Raw genomic sequence first — 20,730 nt, forward strand, 5'->3', positions numbered from 1 at the left:
CTCCCGCCCCGGAACAACGTCGATCGTGCCCTGAGCGTGGTTGGTGTACCACCCGGAGTCGTCCCACTGCCGCCAGCGCACGTCGCTGGTGTGGAAGTTCTTGTCCACCGACACGACCTTGCCGTGCGGGTACTGCGGGCTCATCAGCACCGTGCCCGACGACACGGGCCGGTTGTGCTTGTCGAGCTCGATGACGGTGGCGTCCACCTGCGGCTGCTGGGAGATCGGCTTGGCGTCGTCGGCGGCGGCGAGCAGGCGGGCCCGCTGTTTCGGCGTCTGCGCGTCCTTGTCCACGGAGTGGGCCTTGAGCGTACGAGCCTGCGCACTCGTCGTGACCGGAGCGGTGTCGAGGACCTCCTGGAACTTCAGGCCGTCCATCGTCTGCTGCAGCGTGGTCGCGATCGACTTGGCGGAGGTGTCGGCGCTCGTGGACTTGACCGGCTGGGCCGGCGAGCAGGCCGATCCCATCAGCGCGCCGACAGCGACGAAACCGACAAGGCTCCGCCCCCATATCCGAGATGTTGGCATGATCGTTACGGTAACGAAGAGATCGTTTGGTTATGGCCGAAACACGGATTTCGACGATCTTGTTACAGCGCCCGGGCGAGCGGGCCGTACGACCGTGCCCGCCCGGGTCGGCGAATCAGGAGAACCAGCGCCGGGGATGGCGGGTCAGGCTGTAGCCGGCGACGCCCATGGCCGCCGCGAGCACGCCGCCGCCGATCGTCCACCACCACCGGGTCGACGGCCAGGAGAACCAGCTCTTGGCGCGCTGCAGCGGCTTCGGCGCCGAACTGACGGCCGACGGCTCCGCCGAGGGCGCCGCCTCTGGAGCCATGGTGGTCCCGGGGTTGACCGCGGGAGCCAACGGCGCCTTCAGGTGCGCGCCGGACGGCTCGGCGTTCCCGTTCCGCGCGCTGATCCGCAGCCGTACGTCGACCGGCAGGCCGGCGCCCTGATCCGGCAGGCCGACCGCCGAGAGCCGGACGTAGTAGGTGCCCGGCAGCGGGTCGCTGGACCAGGGCTCGGCCCAGGAGCGGATCTGCCGCAGCGCGCAGTGCAGTTCGAGCTTGGCCGTGCCCTGCTGCGTTGTGGCGGACTGCGGTCCCTCGGTGCACGCCTGGCGACGGCGCAGACCGTCGAAGACGTCGACGGTCCAGGTCGCCGCCCCGGACTGGGACGTCTCGGACGGCAGCGTGACGGTCACGGCGACCTGGTCGGTCTGGCCCGCCGCCGCGGCGAACTGCCAGTACAGGTAGTCGCCGGTCGACGCCGACAGCCGCGCGGTCTGCCCGGGCCGTACGGTGGTCGCGGTGAGGAACGACGTCCCGGCCGTGCCGACCGTCTTGTGGGGCTTGGGCGACGCCTTGCCGCCGGCGAAGGCGGGCCCGGCGGTGGCCAGCGCGAGGACTGCGGTCGCGACCGGAAGGCCCAGGAGCGGTGTTACGCGCACGGTCAGTTCTCCTTCCAGATGGCGATCCGCCAACGGGCGAGCCAGCCGAGGATCAGCCCGGCGACCAGGCCGGCGGCGGCGAGCACGACGAGCAGGAGCCAGCCCCGGCCGAGGTCCGGGCCGCTCGGCGCGGGCGAGGAGGGCACCACGTCGACGGTGAGCTCCAGCGGCATGCCGGGGGCCGTCCGCACGCCGGGAGGCGCGGAGAAGGAGTTGCTCACCACCAGGCAGACGGTGCCCGCCGGGGACGCGCTCGTGGACGGCGACGCGGACGCGTCCTGACCGGACGGTTCGCCGGAGCGCTGGTCGGACCAGCGCAGGCCGGTGGACAGGACGTCGGTACGCCCGCTGCCCGCGTCCGTACCGCGGACGAGTTCCTGGCCGTCCTGGGACGTCGCCCGCAGCAGCACCCCGTAGTCCGGGTTCAGCCTGCGGTCGAGCGCGACGCTCACGGAGGCGCGCAGCTCCTGCCCGGAGGACACGGGCACCCGGTAGACGCGGTGCTCGCCGAACTGCTCGCGGTCGGTGTAGACACCGGGCGACAGCACCGGAGCGTTGGCGCACTGCGCGCCCCCGGCCACCTGCCGAGGCGTCTTCTGATACGTGCTGCCCGCGCGGCGGACCAGCTGGTTGAGCCGGCTGGTGAGCTGCTGCTGATGCTGGACGGTGGTGTACGTTCCGCCGGTCGCGCTGGCGATGCAGGTCAGCTGCTGCTGGACCTTCTGATTCGGGTTGAGGCCGAGCGTGTCGATGACGAGGTGGATGCCCTGCGCGGCGAGCTCGCGGGCGACGTCGCACGGGTCGGGCGGCGCGCAGGTGTCCTCGCCGTCGGTGATGAGGACGATCCGCCGGGTCGTCTCGCCGGCTCCCAGATCCTTGGCCGCCGCCCGAAGGGCCAGCCCGATCGGGGTCCAGCCGGTAGGACGCAGCGTGGCGATCGCGGCCTTCGCCTCGGTCTTGTTCATGGGGCCGACCGGGCTGATCTGCTCGGTGTCCTTGCAGCCGACGGTCTTGGGGCTGCCGGGGTAGCGGTAGCGGGACCCGAGCACCCGGATGCCCAGCTGCGTCTCGCCGGGCAGCGCGTCCACCACTTCGTCGAAGGACTGCTGCGCCGCCGAGATCCGGCTTCGCCCGTCGATGTCCTTGGCCCGCATCGAACCGCTGACGTCCAGGACCAGCTCGACCTTGGGCGGCTCGGTGGCGCCGGCCTTGGCGGCGGAGGCGGGTGGAACACCGAACATCCCCAGGGCGGCCAGCAGGCACAGCAGGCCGGCCGCGAACCGTCGTCTGATGATCACCCGAGGATCCTAATGATCATTAACCGGCGTACTAAATCGGACGAAAGACGGACCACAAGTGCTGGGCGGTCCTGCGAATCATCGGTGAGATCCACGCTGGTGACCTGAGCCCGTGACGCTGGAGACCGCGGCCTAGGTGGTCAGTCGAGACTCCAGACGGACACCGAGCCGTCCTCGTACCCGGCGACCGCGACGGGCCTGCCGTCGAGCGTCGTGGTCGTCAGCGACGAGACCACGGAATCTCCGGTGAACGGGCCGCCGACCGGTTTTCCGGTGGCGAGGTCCCACAGGCGTACGGTGCGGTCCGTGCCGCCGGCGATGATCACTTGTCGACCGCCGAGGGAGGCGACGGCGACCGCGTGGGCGGCCATCCGGATCGCGGTGCCGATCCTTTCACCGGTCAGCAGATCCGAAACCTGGATCGTCGAATCGTCACCGGCGGAGACGACGACCTTACGTGCACCGATGGCACCGATCGCCACGGAGGTGACGTATTCACTGCCATGGGCGCTGTGCCCGGTGAAGGTGGCGCCGATCTGGCGCCCCGAAGTCCGGTCGAACAGCCGCACGGCCGATCCGTAACCGCCCACGGCGACGACCTGCCGGCCGTCCTCCAGCCCGGCGAACGCCAGCGAGATCACCTCCGCGTGCGTGTCCAGTTGCGGAGTGACGGTCCGGCCGGTGGCCGGATCCCAGGTCTGTACGGTCGTGTCGAAACTGCCGGAGACGACGACCTGCCTGCCGCTCACCGGGGCGAACGCCACCGACGTCACGCCGTTCGTGTGACCGGTGAAGGTCTTTCCCGTCTCGGAGCCGGTCGCGAGGTCCCACATCCGGATGTAGTCGTTGCCGTCGCCGCTCAGTTGAGTACCCGCGACGACGACCTGCCGGCCGTCGAAGGCGCCCACCGCGACCGACTGCACGCTCAACGCTCCAGGGGCGGTGAACGAGCGGCCGAGCGCGCCGGTCGCGAGATCGGCCACCTTCACGGTGTCGTCACCGCAGCCGGTCACGATCGTCGGATGGCCGTTCACGGTCGTCACCGCCATCGAGGTGACACCGGCCGGCCGAGCGCGACACGCCTGGAGACGGCGGATCGCGGTGCCCGGGGTGGGCGGACGGGACGTCGACGGCGCGGACGTGCCGTGCCGGACCGCCGGAGGCTCGGCGCGGCGGTGGTCATGTGCGAGCAAGTGCGGCACGCCGAACCCGAGCACGACCACGGCGACCAGCGCGGTCGCACCCGCGGCGAGCAGGCCGCGGCGGCCGGCACGCCTGCCACCGGGCGCAGACCCGTTGTGCGTGGCCGTGTCCGTTTCGGTCACCTGCGGTACCGACATGGTGCCGGTCTGGATGACGTTCTCGATCGCCCGGCCGATCCCGGTCGTCAGCGACTCCGACGCAAGCGGTGGCACCAGTGGTGGTCGTTCCGGGGCCGACTCGGACGTCGCCCCGCCCGACGCGACCCGTTCGAGCACCGTACGGATGTACGCCGATCCAGGGCGCTGCGAAGGATCCTTGTCGAGCAGCGCGGAGAACAACGCGGCGAGGTCGGTGCCCGCCCTTCTCGGTGGCGGTGGCGACTCGTTCAGCACGGCGGCGATGGATGCCTCGTACCTGTCGCGTTCGAACGCGGCCGTGCCTTCGGCCGCGTAGTACAGCGTGGCGCCGAGCGCCCACCAGTCGGTCGCGGCGTCCCCGCGGTCGCCCCGGACCTGTTCCGGCGCCATGTACGCGGGTGAGCCGAACAGCGTTCCGGTGCGCGCCGGGGCCGGGTGGCCGGCGATCCGCGCGAGGTCGAAATCGGCGAGCCTGATCCGGTCGCCCGGCAGCAGCACGACGTTCGCCGGTTTCAGGTCACCGTGCACGACGCCGGTTCGATGTGCCTCGTCCAGGACCTCCAGCAACGCGAGCCCGATCGCGGCGACCCTGGCCGGCGGCAACGGGCCATCCCTGCCGACGGACTCCGCGAGGGTCGGCGCCGAGACGAACTCCATGATGATCAAGGTAGCGCCACCGCTGGAGATCGCATCGTGATTCGCGACCTCGGGCTGCGGCGGCAAGCGCGAGGATGCTCAGGACCGTGACTGGGTCCCGTGCATGCCGTACCGCTCCTGGTCGGACGGGCGCGGCCCCTCGGGTCCGTCCCTACCGATGCGGAGCATCCGCGAGACGCGGACGATGCGAAACTTGCGGTCCAGCACGGCGAACTCCGGCCCGCTCATCGCCTCGATCCGCTCCGCGGCGTCCTCCCACTCGGCGATCTCCTCGGGCTCGGCGGGCTCGCCCTGGAATTCCAGGAGCCGGGGCAGCAGCTCGCTGAAGTACCTCGCCAGATGGGTGCGGGCCTGGTCGGGACCGTCCGCGCCGGTGAGAGGGTCCCAGGTGTCCCCCTTGATCTCGACGACGGTGAAGGTGGGCGGAAGGAGGACCACACCGGGGTGGGTGCGGATCGCGTGGCGGGCCTCGAGCTCCACCGTCTCGGGCACGGTGCCGGGGATGGGCAGGTGCCCGACGAGGTTCAACCGCAGTTGCGCCTCCCACTGCCCCACCAGCGCCCGCGGGTCGATGAGGTGGTCCTCCAGGAAACGGGCCTCGTCCGGAGGGTCGGTGTCGGTCGCCCTCGGCGGCTCCATCACCCGGCGTCCGATGAGGGTGAACTTCTCGATCCGGATCACCCGATAGCGGCGGTCACCGATCTCCCACTCGTCCTTGGGAAGCTGCTTGCCGTCCTCCGGGTCGAGCCGATCGGCCACCGCGCGCATCGTGCGGGCGATCTCCGGGTCCTCTTCCCGCTCCTTCGCCTCGATGCGCAGGCCGGCGGCGAGACTGTAGCGAGCGCCTTCTGGATCCATCGCCCCGACGCAGCCGATGCGCCACTCGGTGCCCCGCTGCACGGCGTACCCGAAGTCGGGCGCCCCGGCGGGGAGGAGCTTGGGATACATCCGGATACGGTCCCCGAGGTCGCTGTCCCGCATCGCGGCGACCGGGTCGAGGTCGGCGACCACATTGATGTGGTCGAACCCCGGCATTAAGGGAAAGGACATGCCCCCATCCTTACCGCAGATTCCCCAGCCCGCATCGATTTCGCCGAATCAGCGGTAAAGCAGCTCCATCACCGCAGCTCACGCCACCATTGGTCCCAGAAATACAACCTTTCAGAGAAACGACGGATTCGCGAAATATATCCGCTTAATACCTGATTAGTGACGCTGGCCGGGGAAGTGAACGCTATTCTCATTCCATGATCACTACGTGGGAGCCCACCGCCGTGGGCGTACTCCGTCTTCCATCGGGCCGGCTCGTCCGCGGCCGGGGACTCCGCCGCCCGCTCCCGGACGGACCGGAACCCACGTACGGGCTCTACCTCCTTGGCCACGAACCGCCGTCCGTCGCATGGGAGGCTCGATGGCTGCGCTGGCCGGACTTCCGGCTGCCGTCCGACCGCACCGACGCCGCGGACGCGCTCCGCGAGACCTGGACGCGCGCCGAGACCGAGCGCGTCGAGATCGCCTGCGGCGGCGGGTACGGCAGGACCGGGACCGCGCTGGCCTGCCTCGCCGTACTGGACGGGGTGGCGAGCCAGGAGGCGATTGCGTACGTCCGGGAGCACTACGCGAAGCGCGCCGTCGAAACGCCCTGGCAACGCCGCTACGTCACCCGCTTCCGGTGACGACCTGCATGCCCACGCCAGGCGGACGCCTCCGGCAAACGCCCCGGGCTGTCAGGTCGGCACCGGCCTGATCACGGTGCGGCGTGGTGCCGGGAAAAGGCACGGCGATAGTCGCGCGGTGGCACTCCTCGCCGCTGCGTGAACCGCTCCCGGAGCACGCCCGCGTCCCGGTAGCCGACTCGCCGCGCGATCTCCTCGACCGGCAGGTCGGTCGTCTCCAGCAGTTCCTCGGCCAGGTCGAGCCGCTGGTTGCGCAGCCAGGCGTGCGGGGTCGCGCCGGTGGCGGCCTTGAAACGGCGGGCGAACGACCGTCGGCTCATCAGCGCCCGCGCCGCGAGCTCGTCGATGGCGAGCCGGCGGTCCAGGTTGGCGCGCGCCCACGCGATCGTGTCGGCGAGGCGCCGGTCGTCGCCGTCGGACGGCACGGACGCGGCGATGTACTGGCTCTGACCACCGTCCCGATGCGGCGGTGTCACGAGGTCCCGGGCGACCAGGTTCGCGACCGCCGCACCGTGGTCGCGGCGCAGCAGGTGCAGGCTGAGGTCGAGGCCTGCCGTCGCGCCGGCCCCCGTCGCCGTGCCGCCGTGGTCGATGTAGAGCGCCCCGGGTCGCACGGTGACCTGGGGGTACCGAGCCGCGAGGTCTTCGGCGTACCTCCAGTGCGTCGTGACCTCCAACCCGTCGACCAAACCGGTCGCCGCCAGCAGGAACGTCCCGACGCAGTGGGCCGCCACGGTCGCACCCCGCTCGTACGCGGTGCGCAGCGCAGCGAGGACCTCGGGCGGCTCGTCCCGGAACTCCAGGCCGGGCAGCAGCAGCACCAGGTCGGCTCCGGCGATCAGCTCGGGCCCGTGGTCCACGCGCATCTCCAGTCCGAGATCGGTACGGAGTGGTCCCGGCCGCTCGGCGCAGACTCCGACCTCGAACGCGGGGACGCCCGTGCGGCGCCCGAAGACCGAGCCGACCACTCCCAGGCTCAGCGCGGTGACTCCGGGCGGGGCGTAGGCGGCGACGCGCTGGAATGCCGACATGCCACCAGGCTGGCACAAAAGCCATGATCCATGGCAAAGAAGCCACTTTCCGGGGTGGTCCGCTCCGGGCCAGGCTCGTTCCATGACCGAAAAGATCATTCTGGTGACCGGGGCGACCGGGAGGCAGGGCGGCGCCACCGCCCGGCGTCTCCTCGCCGACGGGTGGCGCGTCCGAGCCCTGACCCGTGCCCCGAACGGCCCGGCCGCCACCGCACTGGCCGCCGCCGGTGCCGAGATCGTCCACGGCGACCTGGACGATCCGCCGTCGCTCGACGCCGCCGCGACCGGCGTGCACGGGGTGTTCAGCGTGCAGACGGGCGCGCTCGGCTCACCACCCGTCCCGTACGAGATCGAGATCCGCCGGGGCATCGCCGTGGCCGAGGCCGCCGCACGAGCCGAGCACCTCGTGTACACGTCCGTCGCCGGCGCCGAACGTTCCGCCGGAGTCCCCGCCTTCGAGACGAAACTGCGGATCGAGGAGCACATTCGCCGGGCGGGCATCCCGGCGACCATCCTGCGGCCCGCGTCGTTCCTGGAGAATTACGTCGAGGGGATCCGAACCGGCACCCTGGCCACACCGTTCGCCCCGGACGTTCCCGAGCAACTGATCGCGGTCGACGACATCGGCGTGTTCGCCGCGCTCGCCTTCGCCGACCCGGCCGCGTACGTCGGCGAGACCCTCGCCATCGCCGGCGACGCACTGACGCCGCCCGACCTGGCGGCGGAGACGAGCAGGGTGACCGGCCGGCGGATCTCGTACGTGCCGGTCCCCCTCGACGCCCTCCCGGAAGCGGTTGCGACGGCGGTCGCCCACCTCAATGTGCACGGCGGTTACGGCGCCGACGTCCTCGCCACTCGGGCACGTCACCCCGCCGTCATGAATGCGGCGACCTGGGTGAAGACCCTCACGGAGCCGCGAAACACGCACACATCGGACACGTGATGTTCGACCGGGCTTCACTCCGGAATGACGCGACTCCGCCGCGTAGGTGAAAGCCGGTCGTCTACCATCCCGTTCGTGATCATGAACAAACTGATCGTTTCGACCGCCGCGTTCGGTGCCGTCCTGGCCACGGCCCTCCCCGCGCAGGCCGCGCAGCCCGTGGCCTGGCAGCGCGTCGGCACGGACATCACCGGCGGCGTGAGCGGCATGGCCCTCGTCGCGGGCGCGCCCGTCGGCCGCGACCGGGCGGATGTCGTCATCGTGCGCGACAACAAGGCGGACGGACAGAACCGGATCTCCACCGTACGGCTCCGGCCCGGCAAGGCCCCGGCGGTCACCCCGTTGGCCTGGAAGGGGCCTCTCCCCAAGGACGTGGAGGCGATCGACGCCGTCCCGGGACGCAAGAACCACTACATCGCGCTGGCCAGTGAGGGCACGGCGTACCACGTCGCCATCGCCGGCGGCACGGCCACGGTCCAGGGCTCGCCCGTCTCCCTCCCCGACCGGAAGAGCGGCGACAACTACGAGAGCTTCGCGCTGTACCGCAACACCGCCGGCAAGATCTTCGCCGTGTGGGCGACCCGCGGCAAGAACTCCGAGAAGGCCGTCGTCCGCACCGCTGCGGCGACCGTCGGTAAGACGAGCCTGCACATCGGCGCGACGGCCGACAAGGCCAAGTTCGCCGTGCCGTTCCCGAGCGCGAACGAGGTGCGGCACGTCAGCGACCTGAAGGTCCTGAGCGACGGCACCATCCTGGCGTCGTCGGCGCAGGACCCGAACGACGACAACGGCCCCTTCAGCTCGGCCGTCTACAACGCCGGAAAGCTGACCATCAAGGGAGGACGCACCCCCGTACTCCACCTGAAGAAGACGAGCAGCCTGAAGCCGCTGCGCAAGTTCACCAAGAAGGACGACCGTAAGGTCGAGGGCATCGTCGCGCTGCCCGGCGGCCAGGCGATCTGGGGCACCGACGACGAGAACCTCGGCGGATCGGTGACGTTCGACCGTCTCCACTGACGACCCACGGGGGCCCGGCCGCATCCGCCCGGCGCGGGGCGCCCACGGCCGGGCCCCGATGATCGATCGCGCCGCTACGATGCCGGAAATGGACATCTTCGCCGAGGTCAAGCGTCTTAATCTGCCGCTCGGTCAGTACGTGGTATTCGGCAGTGGCCCGCTGATGGCGCACGGCATCCGCGACACGACCGATGTCGACCTGTTCGTCACGCCGAGCCTGTACCAGACGCTCAAGGCCGACGGCTGGGCGGAGAAGGAACTCACCGGGCCGAACGGCGGGCTGTACCTCGTCAGCGGCATCTACGAGGCGTACGACACGTGGCCCTGCGGAGACTACGACCCGACGCCCGAAGCGATCATCGCGGCAGCCGACTTGATTCAGGGCGTGCCCTTCACGCCGCTGGCCGAAGTGCTGAAATGGAAGCGGGCGTTCGGCCGGCCGAAGGACGCGGCCGATGTTGAGTTGATCGAGCACCACCTGCGAGCTTGAACCGCTCCACACGGGTACCCCGTACGGGCCAGGCCTTCTGGCGACGCCGGAAGGCCTGGTGCGGTGGATCAGCGGAAGGCGTCGGCGTGGGCCCGCGCCGGTCGCGCCGGTAACCAAGATCATTTCGACCTCCGATGGATCGGTCGCCGTCGACAAGATCATCCACATGAGATCACGCCGCGTGCCGCCGTGCGCCAAGATGTGCACCATGGCGCCCGACACCTATTACCTGCAGGCCGCACGCCGGATGTGGCAGCAGTTCGAGCCGATTCACGCACTGGTCTACTACGCACCCGAAGTGTTCGAGGAGCTCGCGACCCTCGGGTACGACGTGGCGACCCGATGGCCGACCTACTTCCCGCTGCGTGCGGCGCCCCTGGGCGCGCCCGGCCCGGAGCGGGTGGCCTCGGCGTTCTACAGCTTCAGTCCGCAGATGGTGGCCGAGCACGTCGCGCCCGCGTGGACCATCGCGAGCTCCGAGCAGGTGCTCGCCGCCAGGCTGCGCGGGGTCGACCGGCTGTTCCGCGGGCTGATGGGCGATCAGATCGACACGGCAGAGTTCGCGGAGGCCGCCGGGCTCGTGCGCAGGGTCGCCGAGGCCGCCGACACCGCCGGCCGGCCCTTGGCCGCGGGCAACGCCGACCTGCGCTGGCCCGACGAGCCGCACCTGGTGCTGTGGCAGGCGATCACCATCATCCGCGAACAGCGCGGCGACGGTCATGTCGCCGCCCTGCTGACGGGCGGCTTGGACCCGTGCGAGGCCCTGGTCTCGTTCGCCGCCATCGGCGCCGCCCCGGTCGAGACCTTCGGCGGCCGCCAGTGGACCCCCGAGCAGTGGGACGCGGCCGCGGACCGGCTGCGGTCGCGCGGCTGGATCGACGCCGACGGCAAGGCCACCGACCTCGGCCTCGAAGGCCGCGACCAGGTCGAACGGCTCACCGACCGGCTCGCCGCCGGAGCCTGGACGGCGCTGAGCGAGGCCGAGATGGACCGGCTCGTCGAACTGAACAACCCCATCCTCACCGCCGCGCTCCTGTCCGGTCTCCTGCCCGGCACCAACACGCTCGGCATCGCCACCGTCCAGCCCCCCAAGTGGTGACCAGGCGCCGCCCCGCCTCGGGTCGGCTACTGGCTCGCACCGTCGACGGCGAGTCCTCACGCGTGGTCGTCAGCTCGTCTCTTGGGCGGTCACGTTCGAGTGAGGGTGGCAGTCGAGCGAGGTCATCACTCGGTCCATGTGCTGATGTAGTTCCTCGTGCTGCTGCTTCAACGTGGCGAACTCCACCATGAGGGTCTCCAGCAGTTCCCTGGAGCGGCAGTCGGCGTCGTAGTCGTGCTGGGCGAGTTCGCTGGCGACCTGATCGCTACGCTTGGCGGCGATCAGCAGGATCGCGCCCTGGAGTGCGGCCAGGCAGCTCAGCACCAGGTTGAGCAGGATGAAGGGGTACTTGTCAAAGCCGGTGTTGTTGTTCGCGGCCATCCAGATACCGAGGAAGATCAGCGCGGCGAAGACGAAGAACCACGAGCCCATGCTGTTGCGCATCTTGTCGGCGGCGCGTTCACCGAGGGACAGGCCATCACCGCTGCGCACGCCCGGGTGCCGGTGCCAACCGTGGAAGCTGATGTGATGCTTCTCGTCCGTAGGTGCGGGCGAAGTGCTGGGATCCTCGCGTGTTGTCGTCATACCGCAGCAGAGTGGCCCCAGATGCCCGGATTCGCTACCAATATGACCGAACCTTAACTTTCCGCACGATCATCACGGGGACCGAAACGAGCACCCTGCCGTTCTACGCGGCTTGCCGAACGCGTCATGGCTCAATGGGTCCAGCGCCTTCACCGCCACACTGCCAATGGTTCCGGTCAGGCCATCGTTGGTTCCGTTGTCGTCATGTCGTCTTTATCGTCGGAGCCGAGGAGTTCGTCGCGGTGGATGCGATGGCTGTGGCGTTCGATATAGATGAGCGCGAGCATATCCGTTAGAATGGCGGCGGTTGCGCGGAACTGGTTGTAATAGAAATCGGCGATGTCGACCGTTGCCAGCGACAAGATCAACGCTGCCAAAGCGACCTTCCGGCCGTAAGAGTGACCACGGAAGGTTCGATACAGGCCGACCAGGACGACGAGATTCAGAGCAACGCCTATCATCCCAGCCCACGTCCAGCCGAAGGGCTGGAAAGGCCCGCCACGAGTGACCTTGGCCACCCATTGGACAATCGTGTGAGACTGGGCGGTCGGCAGTACCTTCACCAGCAGGGTCACGCCGCCTGACAGCACACCATGCAGCGTCCTGATCAGCAGCATTATCACGACGGCCCATGCACACCACCGCGACCGCAGGAAACGCCCGATGACCCGGCCGGTCGCTTCGAGCGCCATCTCAAGCGGATTCTTGTGTGACTTGACTCCGTGGGCTTCTCCATAGTCGCGCATCGCCTGGGCGAGTCGTGCGACCACCTCGTCGTTGTGCTCGCATAGCCCGTGCAGCGTCTCGCGAACCATCTTCGTCTCACGCGAGACCAGCCGATCCCGCACCATGTCGGGAAGCACTTCCAGAGCGTGAGCCAAACGGATCGCGGCGCGACGCTTGGTGGCGTCGTCCTCGTGCCGGAAAATGAACAGGATGATCGCGCAGAACAGAAAGACGATATAGATGATCGCCGCAGCGGGCTTGTAAAAGTAGTCATTCGACTTAGTGATGAACTTGCCGACCTCGTCGAGGAAAAGGCCCCATCCGAGGCCGATCAGCAGCGCGGCGACGCGGGTTGTACGTACTGACGTCGTGAGCACCAGCAGCAACGCCGCGATGAACAGTGCGACACCACCCCATAGCAGGTGCGCGATGTGCAACGTCTTGCCGCCGACCTGCGGATAACCGGTAATCCAGAGGTATCCACGTAGCCCGACCACCGTCAACGCGAAGGCGACGATGATGAGAGTTAGGTTCTCGGCCGCGTTAAATCGCAGGCGCATGAATCACTCCGGATCTCAATGGGGACACCATTCGCCGCTCGATGCGCTCACTTTCGACGCGCCACCAGAGAAGACGCCGAGCACGACTCACGACACTCATGAGTGGCCAGATTCTGTCACGGCAGCGATGCAAACGCAAAACATTTCATGCCGTCCCGAAGCATTCGTCAGATTTAGGAGATTTTTACCGAATCTATCGTTCTATTTACAGAGGTACCACTAAGTTCGGTCGTCACTCTGCCGCGAAGGTCGGCAGGACGGCTCCCACGATCCCGAAGGACGTACTCGATGAGCGATGTCTCCAATCTGCTCGGTGTCGCCCAACAATTGCTCGGACAACAGCAGCAGGCCGGCCACGGGCCGAACCACGACGGCTTCCTGCAGGATCTCGCCCAGCGCCTGGGCAACGGCCATACGCCGATCCAGGGAGGGGTCACCTATCAGGTCGACGAGAAATTCTTCTCGCCGACCCATGACTTCTGGATCAAGGATGCACAAGGCCAGAAAATCTTCCAGGTCGACGACAAGCTGTTCAGCCTCAACGGCGCCATCGCACTCAAGGACGCGTCCGGGCGGGAGTGCTACAGCGTCACCGAGAAGATCCTCACGATGCGCGATGTCCGGTTCATTCAGCGCGGAGGAGAACGCATTGCGCAAGTGCATAAGGCACTGTTCTCGCCGCTGGTCTACAAGTTCACCGTCACCTTCAACAACGGTGCGGAGCTGCACGTCGCCGGAAACATCACCGACCACCAGTACGCCATCACCTACGGCCAGCAGGAGGTCGCGCACATTTCCCGGCAGTGGTCGCTGTTCAGTGAGCACTACGGCGTGACGATCATCCCCGGCCAAGACGACGCACTCCTGCTGACCATCTCGGCCTGCGTGGAAGCGATGGTCCTCGACGACTGACATCCTTCGCCCGGGACAGATCGGTCCCGCACCTGTCCCGGGCGAGGTCCCATCGATGGTCTGGCCGCCACGAAGCGAATTCACTCAGTCTGGCTGACCGTACGCTTGGGCCGGCATTCCTCCATGTGCTCCACGATGTGGCGGATGGCCAGGTCCTGGGCCTTCAGGTGGACCTGCATGGTGGGTCAGGCGAAGGAGCGCAGCGTCTGGATGAACGCGTCCGAGGCTACGATGACCTCCCCCAAGTGGTGATCAGGGCCGAGTAGAGCGGCCCGGATCCCGCGGCGTGAACCGGGGCCGCCCCGTCGGCCAAGGAGAGGTGACCCAACTGGTGCCCGCAACGGGCCCTGACGAACGGACACCCCTTCCGGGCGCTGCTGCCGACCGCCTACATGCTCGCCGTTCTCGGGCGGCCGGACGAGGCGCTGCTCGCCATGGAGGCGAGCGCGGATCTGTACCGCGAACTCGTCACGGCGGACGAGTCATTCGAGACGGAGGCGGCGAGGGCCGCACGTGCCCTCGCGGCAGCCCGAAGGATGAGCCCGGCGGACTATGGCGTGATGATGGCCGGGCTGCGCCCTGAACTGGAGGACGAGATCGGGCCGATCGGCGACCTGCCCGACGCAATGGTGGCTCCCGACACGTCGTCCCGCTCCCCCGCGCGGCCGATGAAGCGCGTCCAGCCCAAGAGGCAGTCGCGCCGACAGCGACGCCGACGTAAGCCCGGAGACACTCAGCCGGAGTGAGCGATGAGCAATCCCACGGCTAGCGCGGCCAGAATGACGACAAAGATGACGACGCCGCGCACATCGCTTCGTTTCCCGCCGCTGACACTGACGAAGGGAACGCCTGGATCGCCGCTGCCGTTGGCGCCGTGGTGGTGATGATGGCCGCCGAACCCGCTGTGGTGGTGGCCACCGAACCCGCCGTGATGGCCTCCGCCGTACCCGCCGCCGTCGTGTGACATCGCATGGTCTCCTTCCTTTTCTGGTTGGACGCCGCGATGATCGACAGAGTTCCCCGTCCAGACCCGATGAATCGCGCCACCGGGCGGTATGGAGCACATCGCACCGCCCCGGTGGGAAGACGGCTTGAGAGATCACACCCTCGGGTCGGCTCGGCTCATCGCGTCCCACGGGGCGTGGTTCCACGGGCTTTTCGCATTCGAGGGATCGAGCAGCCGGCCGACCGCCTCGACCGTACGGCGATGGGGCGTCGGCCAGTTCTCGTCTTCGGTCCCGCGCAGCCCGTCCATCCACATTCGGCGGCCGGTCAGGAAGTCGTCGGCGAACTCGCGCCACGACCGGTACGCCGACGCGGTCTGCGCCACGATTCGTTGCAGCAGGTGCCACGCGGTCGGCTCGTCGATGAATCCGGCGGCGACCCCGTACCGCACGTTGTTGGCGTAGCGTGCGATGTCCCAGGCCAGCGGCTCATGTCCGAGCCGGGGCGCAAAGGATGTGCGGTGTCCGGAGGTCGCAAGCCACTCCAGGTTGGACAGCAGTTCCTCGCGCGACGACACGTCCCAGCTGTCGTCCAGCATGCGGCGGGCGCGCCTCGGGCTGAGCCAGCCGAGGGGGTACAGCGAGGTGTGCGTACCGCCGAACGTACGCTCGACGAGGATGGCGGACAGCGACACCAGCCAGAGCTGATGCAGGGACAACGGCCTGCGGTGCCACCACGCGGGCGACGGGTCGGTGAAATTCTCCCGTAGCCCCTGGGCCATCGGATCGTCCGGGCCCAGTGCACGTTCGCAGTCCGCGAGGACCTGCTGGTACATCGCGAGGGCGTTGGTCAGGTCGCCGGCGCCGTCGTACGCCTCGGCCAGCTCGCGGCGGACCAGGAGGGTGTCGGGGTGATCCGGGCCGAGCGTCCGCGCACGGTAAGCGGCGACCTCGTTGAAAAGGGGAATGGCCGCCGCGGCCCGGCCCTCGCCCACGTAGCCGATCGCGACATTGCGGCGGGCGACGAAGGTCTCCGGATGGTCGCGGCCGTACGCCCGTTCGCGGTCGGCGAGGTTCCGCTCATGCATGGCGCGGGCGTCCTCGTACCGCTCGGCGTCCTCGTAACCGACGGCAAGGTGGTTGTGGGCCTTGAGGATCTCCGGGTCGCCCGGGGGTCGGGTCCGCTCCACGGCGGCGACGATCGCCTCGTACTCGGTGACGGCGTCGTCGAAACGCTCCAGATCCTCGTAGGCCTCGGCGATCCGGCGGCGGGTGAAGATGGCGTCCTCGTGGCCGGGGCCGCTCATACGCTCGTGGGTGGCGAGGTTCCCTCGCAGCAGCGGGATCGCCTCCTCGGGCCGCCCGACGGCGCGAAGGATGATGGCGAGGTTCTCCCGGGTCTGCAACGTGTCGGGATGGTCGGCCCCGAGGACGCGTACGCGACCGGCGAGCGTCTGCTGCAGCAGTGGCCGTGCCTCCTCGCTGCGGCCGGCCTTGTGGAGCCGGACCGCGAGGATGTTCCGTGCCTCCAGGGTGGCCGGATGGTCCGGGCCAAGGGATTTCTCCGTTTTGGCAACCGTCCGCTGCTGTTCCCGGACGGTGTCGCTCGACGACATGTTCCCCCTTTGATCACTACCGAATTCTGGGCACCCCTGGTGTCAGCTCCGCGGCCGGGCGAGGTCGTCCAGGCGGCACAGGTGCAGAGTCGTCCCCGGCTCGGCCGGGAACGAGTGGTCGAGCTGCCACCCCTGTTCGGCAGCGACCCGGAGCACGGCCTGGGCACCGACGCCCCGGAAGTGCCAGGTGCTGACGCTGACCCGGCGCAGGATCCGGCCCGCCTCGTCGGCCTGGTAGTTCTTGCGCGGGTCCCGCGCCAACTCGGCCTTGAACCGCTCAGGGAGGTACTTCCGCAGGTGCGTGAGGTAGGCGTCGGGGTTGCGGCGCAGTTCCAGGGCGCGCAGCCGCGGCATGAAGACCCAGGTGAGCAGCGGCATCGCCACCCGGAAGGACAGCGGGCCCCACGGCGTGCCGGGTGCGGGCGGCGGCCCGTAGGGGTGCGGGAGTCCGACCTGCACCGGGGGCGGCATGAGACGGAAGAAGCACAGCCTGTCCGCCGGCTTGGAGCTCGCCCAGTCCACCGACCAGCCCCGTAGGCGGGCCAGGTGCTCGACCTGGGCCGGGCTCAGGCCACGGTAGTAGCGGACGGGCAGGTCCGTGGTGGCCCGTCGGACACCGCTCGGCGGCAGCGTGGCCACGTTCCAGCCGCTGTTCTTCTCACCGCGGGAGAAACGCTCCTTCAGCAACGCGTCGGTGAACGGCGCCCAGTCGGCGGCGCGACCGCTCCACTCGACGCGGAAGCGCCGCCAGGAGATCGCGGCCTGCGCGAAGCCGAACGCGGCCCCCGGCGGGCCGATATTGGCGTTGGAGGCGCTGTCGGCCCAGATCGCCAGGACGGTCAGGCCGACGGCTATCAGCACCCACAGCGGAATGTAGATGAACTGCAGTACGAACTGTGTCACCAATCCGACCCGCGAGCGACGCGGCGCCGGCCCGAGGTCGCGAACGGACCCCGGCTGAACGGATGGGCCGGGCATCGACGGCTGGTACCTGTAGTCCGGCGGACCGGACCCGCCCTCGCCTCGGCGAAGTGCTCGGTTTCTGGGGTCGACGGGGCCACCGTAGCCGCCGGGACCTTCAGGGGGAATGGTCATAGGTCTCCTCACCGAATGGCGCATTCGCGGTGCGGTACGGTGACACGGCGGCGGAACGAGGCGCGGCACGTTTCAGATGCCCGAACGGAGCCTAGTCCTCGGTGGCGTCACGAGCGATTCGGGGTCGGCGCCGGCGGAGAGAGCCTTCCGGACCGCGGACCCGAAAAGGTCCGTCCCGGAAGGGACAGGGCGCAGGGAGAACCACCATGGCCGTACGACCGGCTGGAAACATCCGTACCCGTCGCTCCACCGCCAACTGGCTGTGGTGTCTCCTCTTCGCCGCCATCGCGGTGACACTGCCGACCCTCGCGATCCGCGATGCCCTGCGACACGCCGAACTGCTCCGACACCACGGTGTCCGGGTCACCGCCGACGTGCTGGGATCCACGGGCAACTCCTGCGACATCGCCTTCGTCGACCGGGGCAACGGCACGACGAAGAACGAGGTGGAGAAGTTCTACGGGTGCAAGTACGCACGCACCGGTGAGAAACTCGCCGTCGTTTACGATCCGCGGCACCCGTCCACGATCGCGTACGCGAACAGCGTCGGCGTCATGCGCGAGTACGCGATACGCGCGCCTCTCATGCTGGTATCGCTTGCTGCGGCTCTCGGCGCGGTGGTCATCTTCCGCCGTACCCGGCCACGTCCGTTGATTGATTGATCGTTGATTGACCGGAGGTCATAACGGGCCTTTCCATCCGGCGGGCGAGCCGTCAGTGTGTGATCCAAAGCCCCTGGATACATCGGCGGCGCTGGACATCGGAAAGGAAGGCGCCCAAGGCCATGGACACGAGTTGCCCGCAGCACGGAGATACCGCTCACGTGACCAAGGTGAGCTCACTACCGCGCACCGGCACCACGGACACGAAAGGCACCGTCGACAGCGGCACCGTGGGCGTGACCGGCGGCATGCAGGTCGGCGCATTCGCAGCCAAGACGCGGAGCAGCATCAACGTCACCAGCGAGAGCCTAATCGTGCGCGAGCTCACGCCCGCTCCCGACGCGGGGAGTGCGGCCGGCGGCCAGGCGCTCTGGGCGTTGTTCTACGCCGCCGACGCGGTGATCTGCGTGGTCGTAGCGGCGAAAACAAGTTCGACGGTGCGTACGGTCTTCCTTGTCTTGACGGCGATCTTCGCACTCGCAGCCGTTGTGGCCGTACGCGGCCTCGTCCTTCACCGGAGCCGTGACAAGCGGGTCGAAGAGGGTCTGCCCAAGGCCCGTCAGGCGTGGAATCTCGGTTACTACTGCAGCCATTGCGACGGAGTGTTCTTCGTCGCATCTCCTGCCGGGTTCGACCTTCCCGTACGCACGCTCATGCCGATCAGCGACTTCCGGCATCACGTGTGGTCCGCAGGGGGATACGGCGATCTCGCCTGAACGGCGGGACATCGTTCCTGGGCTCACGACTCATTGCACATTGGAATGCACATCCAGGTCGGCCGCATCGCGGATGGCGTCCACGAGGTCGACGACGAACTCGCGCACCTCCACCGCCGAGAGATGCCGAACCCAGGGACACACCTGCGGAAGGGCGAGCATGACAGCGCGAGCGCCCTCGTCACTGCTGATCAGCGCGGTGAACAGGCGCGTGGTGACGTCGGCGGTCTCTTCACGCTGCTCCCGGAGGAGGCGACCCTGCTGATCGAGAGCGTGCCGCCGTCGCGCCGTCGACGGCGATGAGTCCGGTCTGTGTCGTCCGGCAGTGGTCAGCGGCGCAATATCCCGTCTGAAATTCGTCGATATGGTTCCTCACCGTGGCGGATCACACGGGGCGGGTACTAGTCGGCCGTTATCGCCTGCTGGAGCCCATCGGCAGCGGCGGAATGGGCACGGTGTGGCGATCTCGGGACGAGGTCCTCGAACGGACCGTCGCGATCAAGGAGATCGCCTTCCCCCGCGGCCTGGACGAGAGCACGCGCGCGACCCTGCGGGAACGCGCGATGCGCGAGGCCCGCGCCGCCGCCCGGCTCGACCATCCCGGCATCGTCGACGTCCACGACGTCCTTATCGAGGACGGCCTCCCGTGGATCATCATGCGGTACGTCGACGGCCGTTCCCTCGACCGGCTCATCCGGCAGGGCGGCCCGCTGGCGGCGCCGCGCGTGGCCGCGATCGGCCTGGACCTCCTGGACGCTCTCGGCGCCGCGCACGCACAGGGCATCCTCCACCGCGACGTGAAGCCCGCCAACGTGCTGATCAGCACCGACGACCGCGTCCTGCTCACCGACTTCGGCATCGCCACAATGGCCGACACGACCCAGCTCACCCAGAGCGGCGCGCTGATCGGCTCTCCCGGCTACATCGCGCCGGAACGGCTCCACGGCGAACGCCCCAGCCCCGCGTCGGACCTGTGGTCGCTCGGAGCCACCCTCTACTACGCCGTCGAGGGCGAACCCGCGTACGCCGCCGAGGAGATCCCCGCCCTCATCGGCGCGGTGCTCACCCGCCAACCCCGGGTCCCGCGGCGCGCGGGCCCGCTGAGCCCGCTGCTGCTCGACCTCCTCGCCAAGGACCCGGCCCGGCGTGTCGGCGCCGAGCCCGCCCGCGCGCGACTCCGACGCGTCGCCGACGCGACGGACACCGGGACCCGCCGGATGGGCCAGGACTCGGCGGACTCGTCACACACGACACGGCAACAGGCGGCCCCGCCGACGACGCCTCTGGAGAGGGCAAGGCGTTCCTTCGCCCCGCCTCATGCGGACGGCGCCAAGAAGAAAGGGGGCCGCGTCAGCACGCTCATCCTCGTGGTGATGGTCACGGTCGTCCTCAACATGCTCAGGGTCGTGGCATTCACCCACGATGGAAAGTTCACCGGCGTTCCCCCATGCGACGCCATCGCGGGAGCGGAGCTGAGTGCCCTGGTACCCAGGCCCAAAGACACCAGTGACTGCTCCTGGCAGTCCGGTAGCGGCCCTCGCCGGTCCCTCGTCATGGCACCGACCCGGTCCGTACGCCGGCTTCAGCCGTGGACCGGTACCAGCGGGGCGAATGTCGCGCACACGGACATCGCCAAGCTTCGAGCTCGTTCGTCCGGGCCGACGGTCACCGAGCCCGGGATCGGGGACGAGGCGTACTCCACGACCGAGCCCCTCTCGACCGGCCAAGAGGTGCTCGTCGTCTTCCGGGTCAGCAATCTCGTCGTACTGTTGAATTACGGATGCGGCGACGTGAGCGCTGACCAGGCCCGGGCCGATCTGGTGAAGGCGGCGCGGCGGATGGCGGACTCCCTGTAAGCGCCTGACGCGGAGAAGCCACCACGCCCAGAGGATGTCGTCGCCGCGGGCGAG

Annotated in this window: 22 protein-coding genes; 11 read left to right on the top strand and 11 right to left on the bottom strand. The window is 68.8% G+C overall.

Annotated elements, in window-relative coordinates:
* From AB0I04_RS40770 to AB0I04_RS40790, 5 genes are all read right to left on the bottom strand, one after another.
* Positions 1 to 528, bottom strand: a 528-nt coding sequence (locus AB0I04_RS40770) for a hypothetical protein (RefSeq protein WP_360897543.1), incomplete at its 3' end; no start/stop codon positions are given.
* A 115-nt stretch (positions 529 to 643) separates the two neighbouring features.
* Complete coding sequence (locus AB0I04_RS40775) at positions 644 to 1,453, bottom strand: hypothetical protein (protein WP_360897545.1); 810 nt, start codon at positions 1,451 to 1,453, stop codon at positions 644 to 646.
* Positions 1,454 to 1,455: 2 nt separating this feature from the next.
* Entirely contained in the window at positions 1,456 to 2,751 is a 1,296-nt protein-coding gene (locus tag AB0I04_RS40780; protein ID WP_360897547.1) for a VWA domain-containing protein, read from the bottom strand.
* A 140-nt stretch (positions 2,752 to 2,891) separates the two neighbouring features.
* Entirely contained in the window at positions 2,892 to 4,814 is a 1,923-nt protein-coding gene (locus tag AB0I04_RS40785; RefSeq protein ID WP_360897549.1) for a serine/threonine-protein kinase, read from the bottom strand.
* Between the two features lie 12 nt (positions 4,815 to 4,826).
* Positions 4,827 to 5,798 carry a DUF5954 family protein gene (locus AB0I04_RS40790; RefSeq protein ID WP_360897551.1) on the bottom strand — a complete coding sequence of 324 codons (972 nt, stop codon included), beginning with the start codon at positions 5,796 to 5,798 and terminating at the stop codon, positions 4,827 to 4,829.
* Between the two features lie 197 nt (positions 5,799 to 5,995).
* Between AB0I04_RS40790 and AB0I04_RS40795 the strand changes: the two genes are divergently transcribed.
* Positions 5,996 to 6,424: a protein-tyrosine phosphatase family protein gene (locus tag AB0I04_RS40795; RefSeq protein ID WP_360897553.1), complete on the top strand. Its 429-nt coding sequence runs from the start codon at positions 5,996 to 5,998 to the stop codon at positions 6,422 to 6,424.
* A 71-nt stretch (positions 6,425 to 6,495) separates the two neighbouring features.
* Here AB0I04_RS40795 and AB0I04_RS40800 read toward each other — a convergent pair whose 3' ends face one another.
* The gene (locus AB0I04_RS40800; protein WP_360897555.1) at positions 6,496 to 7,455 is read right to left on the bottom strand and encodes a helix-turn-helix domain-containing protein; all 960 of its coding nucleotides are present in this window, start codon (positions 7,453 to 7,455) and stop codon (positions 6,496 to 6,498) included.
* Between the two features lie 82 nt (positions 7,456 to 7,537).
* On the opposite strand from AB0I04_RS40800, the gene AB0I04_RS40805 reads away from it, so the two are divergent.
* From AB0I04_RS40805 to AB0I04_RS40820, 4 genes are all read left to right on the top strand, one after another.
* Positions 7,538 to 8,398 (top strand): NmrA family NAD(P)-binding protein, encoded by an 861-nt coding sequence (locus tag AB0I04_RS40805; protein ID WP_360897557.1) that lies wholly within the window; start codon positions 7,538 to 7,540, stop codon positions 8,396 to 8,398.
* Between the two features lie 75 nt (positions 8,399 to 8,473).
* A complete protein-coding gene (locus AB0I04_RS40810) occupies positions 8,474 to 9,415 on the top strand; it encodes a hypothetical protein (RefSeq protein ID WP_360897559.1) in 942 nt (313 codons plus the stop codon).
* 88 nt (positions 9,416 to 9,503) lie between these two features.
* Positions 9,504 to 9,905, top strand: coding sequence for a hypothetical protein (locus tag AB0I04_RS40815; protein WP_360897561.1), 402 nt, complete (start codon positions 9,504 to 9,506; stop codon positions 9,903 to 9,905).
* Positions 9,906 to 10,071: 166 nt separating this feature from the next.
* Entirely contained in the window at positions 10,072 to 11,004 is a 933-nt protein-coding gene (locus AB0I04_RS40820; protein ID WP_360897563.1) for a hypothetical protein, read from the top strand.
* A gap of 69 nt (positions 11,005 to 11,073) precedes the next feature.
* Here AB0I04_RS40820 and AB0I04_RS40825 read toward each other — a convergent pair whose 3' ends face one another.
* Both AB0I04_RS40825 and AB0I04_RS40830 read right to left on the bottom strand, forming a co-directional pair.
* On the bottom strand, positions 11,074 to 11,589 hold the full coding sequence (locus AB0I04_RS40825) for a DUF1003 domain-containing protein (RefSeq protein ID WP_360897565.1): 516 nt from the start codon (positions 11,587 to 11,589) through the stop codon (positions 11,074 to 11,076).
* A gap of 176 nt (positions 11,590 to 11,765) precedes the next feature.
* Positions 11,766 to 12,875 (bottom strand): hypothetical protein, encoded by a 1,110-nt coding sequence (locus AB0I04_RS40830; RefSeq protein WP_360897567.1) that lies wholly within the window; start codon positions 12,873 to 12,875, stop codon positions 11,766 to 11,768.
* Positions 12,876 to 13,163: 288 nt separating this feature from the next.
* On the opposite strand from AB0I04_RS40830, the gene AB0I04_RS40835 reads away from it, so the two are divergent.
* Complete coding sequence (locus AB0I04_RS40835) at positions 13,164 to 13,787, top strand: LURP-one-related family protein (RefSeq protein WP_360897569.1); 624 nt, start codon at positions 13,164 to 13,166, stop codon at positions 13,785 to 13,787.
* 392 nt (positions 13,788 to 14,179) lie between these two features.
* Positions 14,180 to 14,533, top strand: a complete 354-nt coding sequence (locus tag AB0I04_RS40840) for a hypothetical protein (RefSeq protein ID WP_360897571.1) — start codon at positions 14,180 to 14,182, stop codon at positions 14,531 to 14,533.
* Here the strand turns inward: AB0I04_RS40840 and AB0I04_RS40845 are convergent.
* The 3 genes from AB0I04_RS40845 to AB0I04_RS40855 form a co-directional block, all read right to left on the bottom strand.
* Positions 14,521 to 14,754, bottom strand: coding sequence for a hypothetical protein (locus tag AB0I04_RS40845; RefSeq protein ID WP_360897573.1), 234 nt, complete (start codon positions 14,752 to 14,754; stop codon positions 14,521 to 14,523). The genes AB0I04_RS40840 and AB0I04_RS40845 overlap by 13 nt on opposite strands.
* Positions 14,755 to 14,886: 132 nt before the next feature.
* Positions 14,887 to 16,347: a tetratricopeptide repeat protein gene (locus AB0I04_RS40850; protein WP_360897575.1), complete on the bottom strand. Its 1,461-nt coding sequence runs from the start codon at positions 16,345 to 16,347 to the stop codon at positions 14,887 to 14,889.
* Positions 16,348 to 16,389: 42 nt separating this feature from the next.
* Complete coding sequence (locus AB0I04_RS40855) at positions 16,390 to 17,250, bottom strand: hypothetical protein (protein ID WP_360897577.1); 861 nt, start codon at positions 17,248 to 17,250, stop codon at positions 16,390 to 16,392.
* A gap of 398 nt (positions 17,251 to 17,648) precedes the next feature.
* On the opposite strand from AB0I04_RS40855, the gene AB0I04_RS40860 reads away from it, so the two are divergent.
* The 4 genes from AB0I04_RS40860 to AB0I04_RS40875 all read left to right on the top strand — a co-directional run bounded on the left by AB0I04_RS40860 (position 17,649) and on the right by AB0I04_RS40875 (position 20,676).
* Positions 17,649 to 18,104, top strand: coding sequence for a hypothetical protein (locus tag AB0I04_RS40860; protein WP_360897579.1), 456 nt, complete (start codon positions 17,649 to 17,651; stop codon positions 18,102 to 18,104).
* Positions 18,105 to 18,265: 161 nt separating this feature from the next.
* Entirely contained in the window at positions 18,266 to 18,820 is a 555-nt protein-coding gene (locus tag AB0I04_RS40865; RefSeq protein ID WP_360897581.1) for a hypothetical protein, read from the top strand.
* Positions 18,821 to 18,865: 45 nt separating this feature from the next.
* Entirely contained in the window at positions 18,866 to 19,123 is a 258-nt protein-coding gene (locus AB0I04_RS40870) for a hypothetical protein (RefSeq protein ID WP_360897583.1), read from the top strand.
* A gap of 74 nt (positions 19,124 to 19,197) precedes the next feature.
* Positions 19,198 to 20,676: a serine/threonine-protein kinase gene (locus AB0I04_RS40875; protein ID WP_360897585.1), complete on the top strand. Its 1,479-nt coding sequence runs from the start codon at positions 19,198 to 19,200 to the stop codon at positions 20,674 to 20,676.
* Positions 20,677 to 20,730: the final 54 nt, after the last annotated feature.

This window comes from Actinoallomurus sp. NPDC050550 (assembly GCF_040655075.1).
Taxonomy (GTDB): Bacteria; Actinomycetota; Actinomycetes; order Streptosporangiales; family Streptosporangiaceae; genus Actinoallomurus.

What these genes read in the sequence shown, in the direction of transcription:
- AB0I04_RS40790 (WP_360897551.1), bottom strand. Translation starts at nt 5,798, where the DNA reads ATGTCCTTTCCCTTAATGCCGGGGTTCGACCACATCAATGTGGTCGCC.
- AB0I04_RS40795 (WP_360897553.1), top strand. Translation starts at nt 5,996, where the DNA reads ATGATCACTACGTGGGAGCCCACCGCCGTGGGCGTACTCCGTCTTCCA.
- AB0I04_RS40800 (WP_360897555.1), bottom strand. Translation starts at nt 7,455, where the DNA reads ATGTCGGCATTCCAGCGCGTCGCCGCCTACGCCCCGCCCGGAGTCACC.
- AB0I04_RS40805 (WP_360897557.1), top strand. Translation starts at nt 7,538, where the DNA reads ATGACCGAAAAGATCATTCTGGTGACCGGGGCGACCGGGAGGCAGGGC.
- AB0I04_RS40815 (WP_360897561.1), top strand. Translation starts at nt 9,504, where the DNA reads ATGGACATCTTCGCCGAGGTCAAGCGTCTTAATCTGCCGCTCGGTCAG.
- AB0I04_RS40820 (WP_360897563.1), top strand. Translation starts at nt 10,072, where the DNA reads ATGAGATCACGCCGCGTGCCGCCGTGCGCCAAGATGTGCACCATGGCG.
- AB0I04_RS40825 (WP_360897565.1), bottom strand. Translation starts at nt 11,589, where the DNA reads ATGACGACAACACGCGAGGATCCCAGCACTTCGCCCGCACCTACGGAC.
- AB0I04_RS40830 (WP_360897567.1), bottom strand. Translation starts at nt 12,875, where the DNA reads ATGCGCCTGCGATTTAACGCGGCCGAGAACCTAACTCTCATCATCGTC.
- AB0I04_RS40835 (WP_360897569.1), top strand. Translation starts at nt 13,164, where the DNA reads ATGAGCGATGTCTCCAATCTGCTCGGTGTCGCCCAACAATTGCTCGGA.
- AB0I04_RS40840 (WP_360897571.1), top strand. Translation starts at nt 14,180, where the DNA reads ATGCTCGCCGTTCTCGGGCGGCCGGACGAGGCGCTGCTCGCCATGGAG.
- AB0I04_RS40845 (WP_360897573.1), bottom strand. Translation starts at nt 14,754, where the DNA reads ATGTCACACGACGGCGGCGGGTACGGCGGAGGCCATCACGGCGGGTTC.
- AB0I04_RS40850 (WP_360897575.1), bottom strand. Translation starts at nt 16,347, where the DNA reads ATGTCGTCGAGCGACACCGTCCGGGAACAGCAGCGGACGGTTGCCAAA.
- AB0I04_RS40860 (WP_360897579.1), top strand. Translation starts at nt 17,649, where the DNA reads ATGGCCGTACGACCGGCTGGAAACATCCGTACCCGTCGCTCCACCGCC.
- AB0I04_RS40870 (WP_360897583.1), top strand. Translation starts at nt 18,866, where the DNA reads ATGCACATCCAGGTCGGCCGCATCGCGGATGGCGTCCACGAGGTCGAC.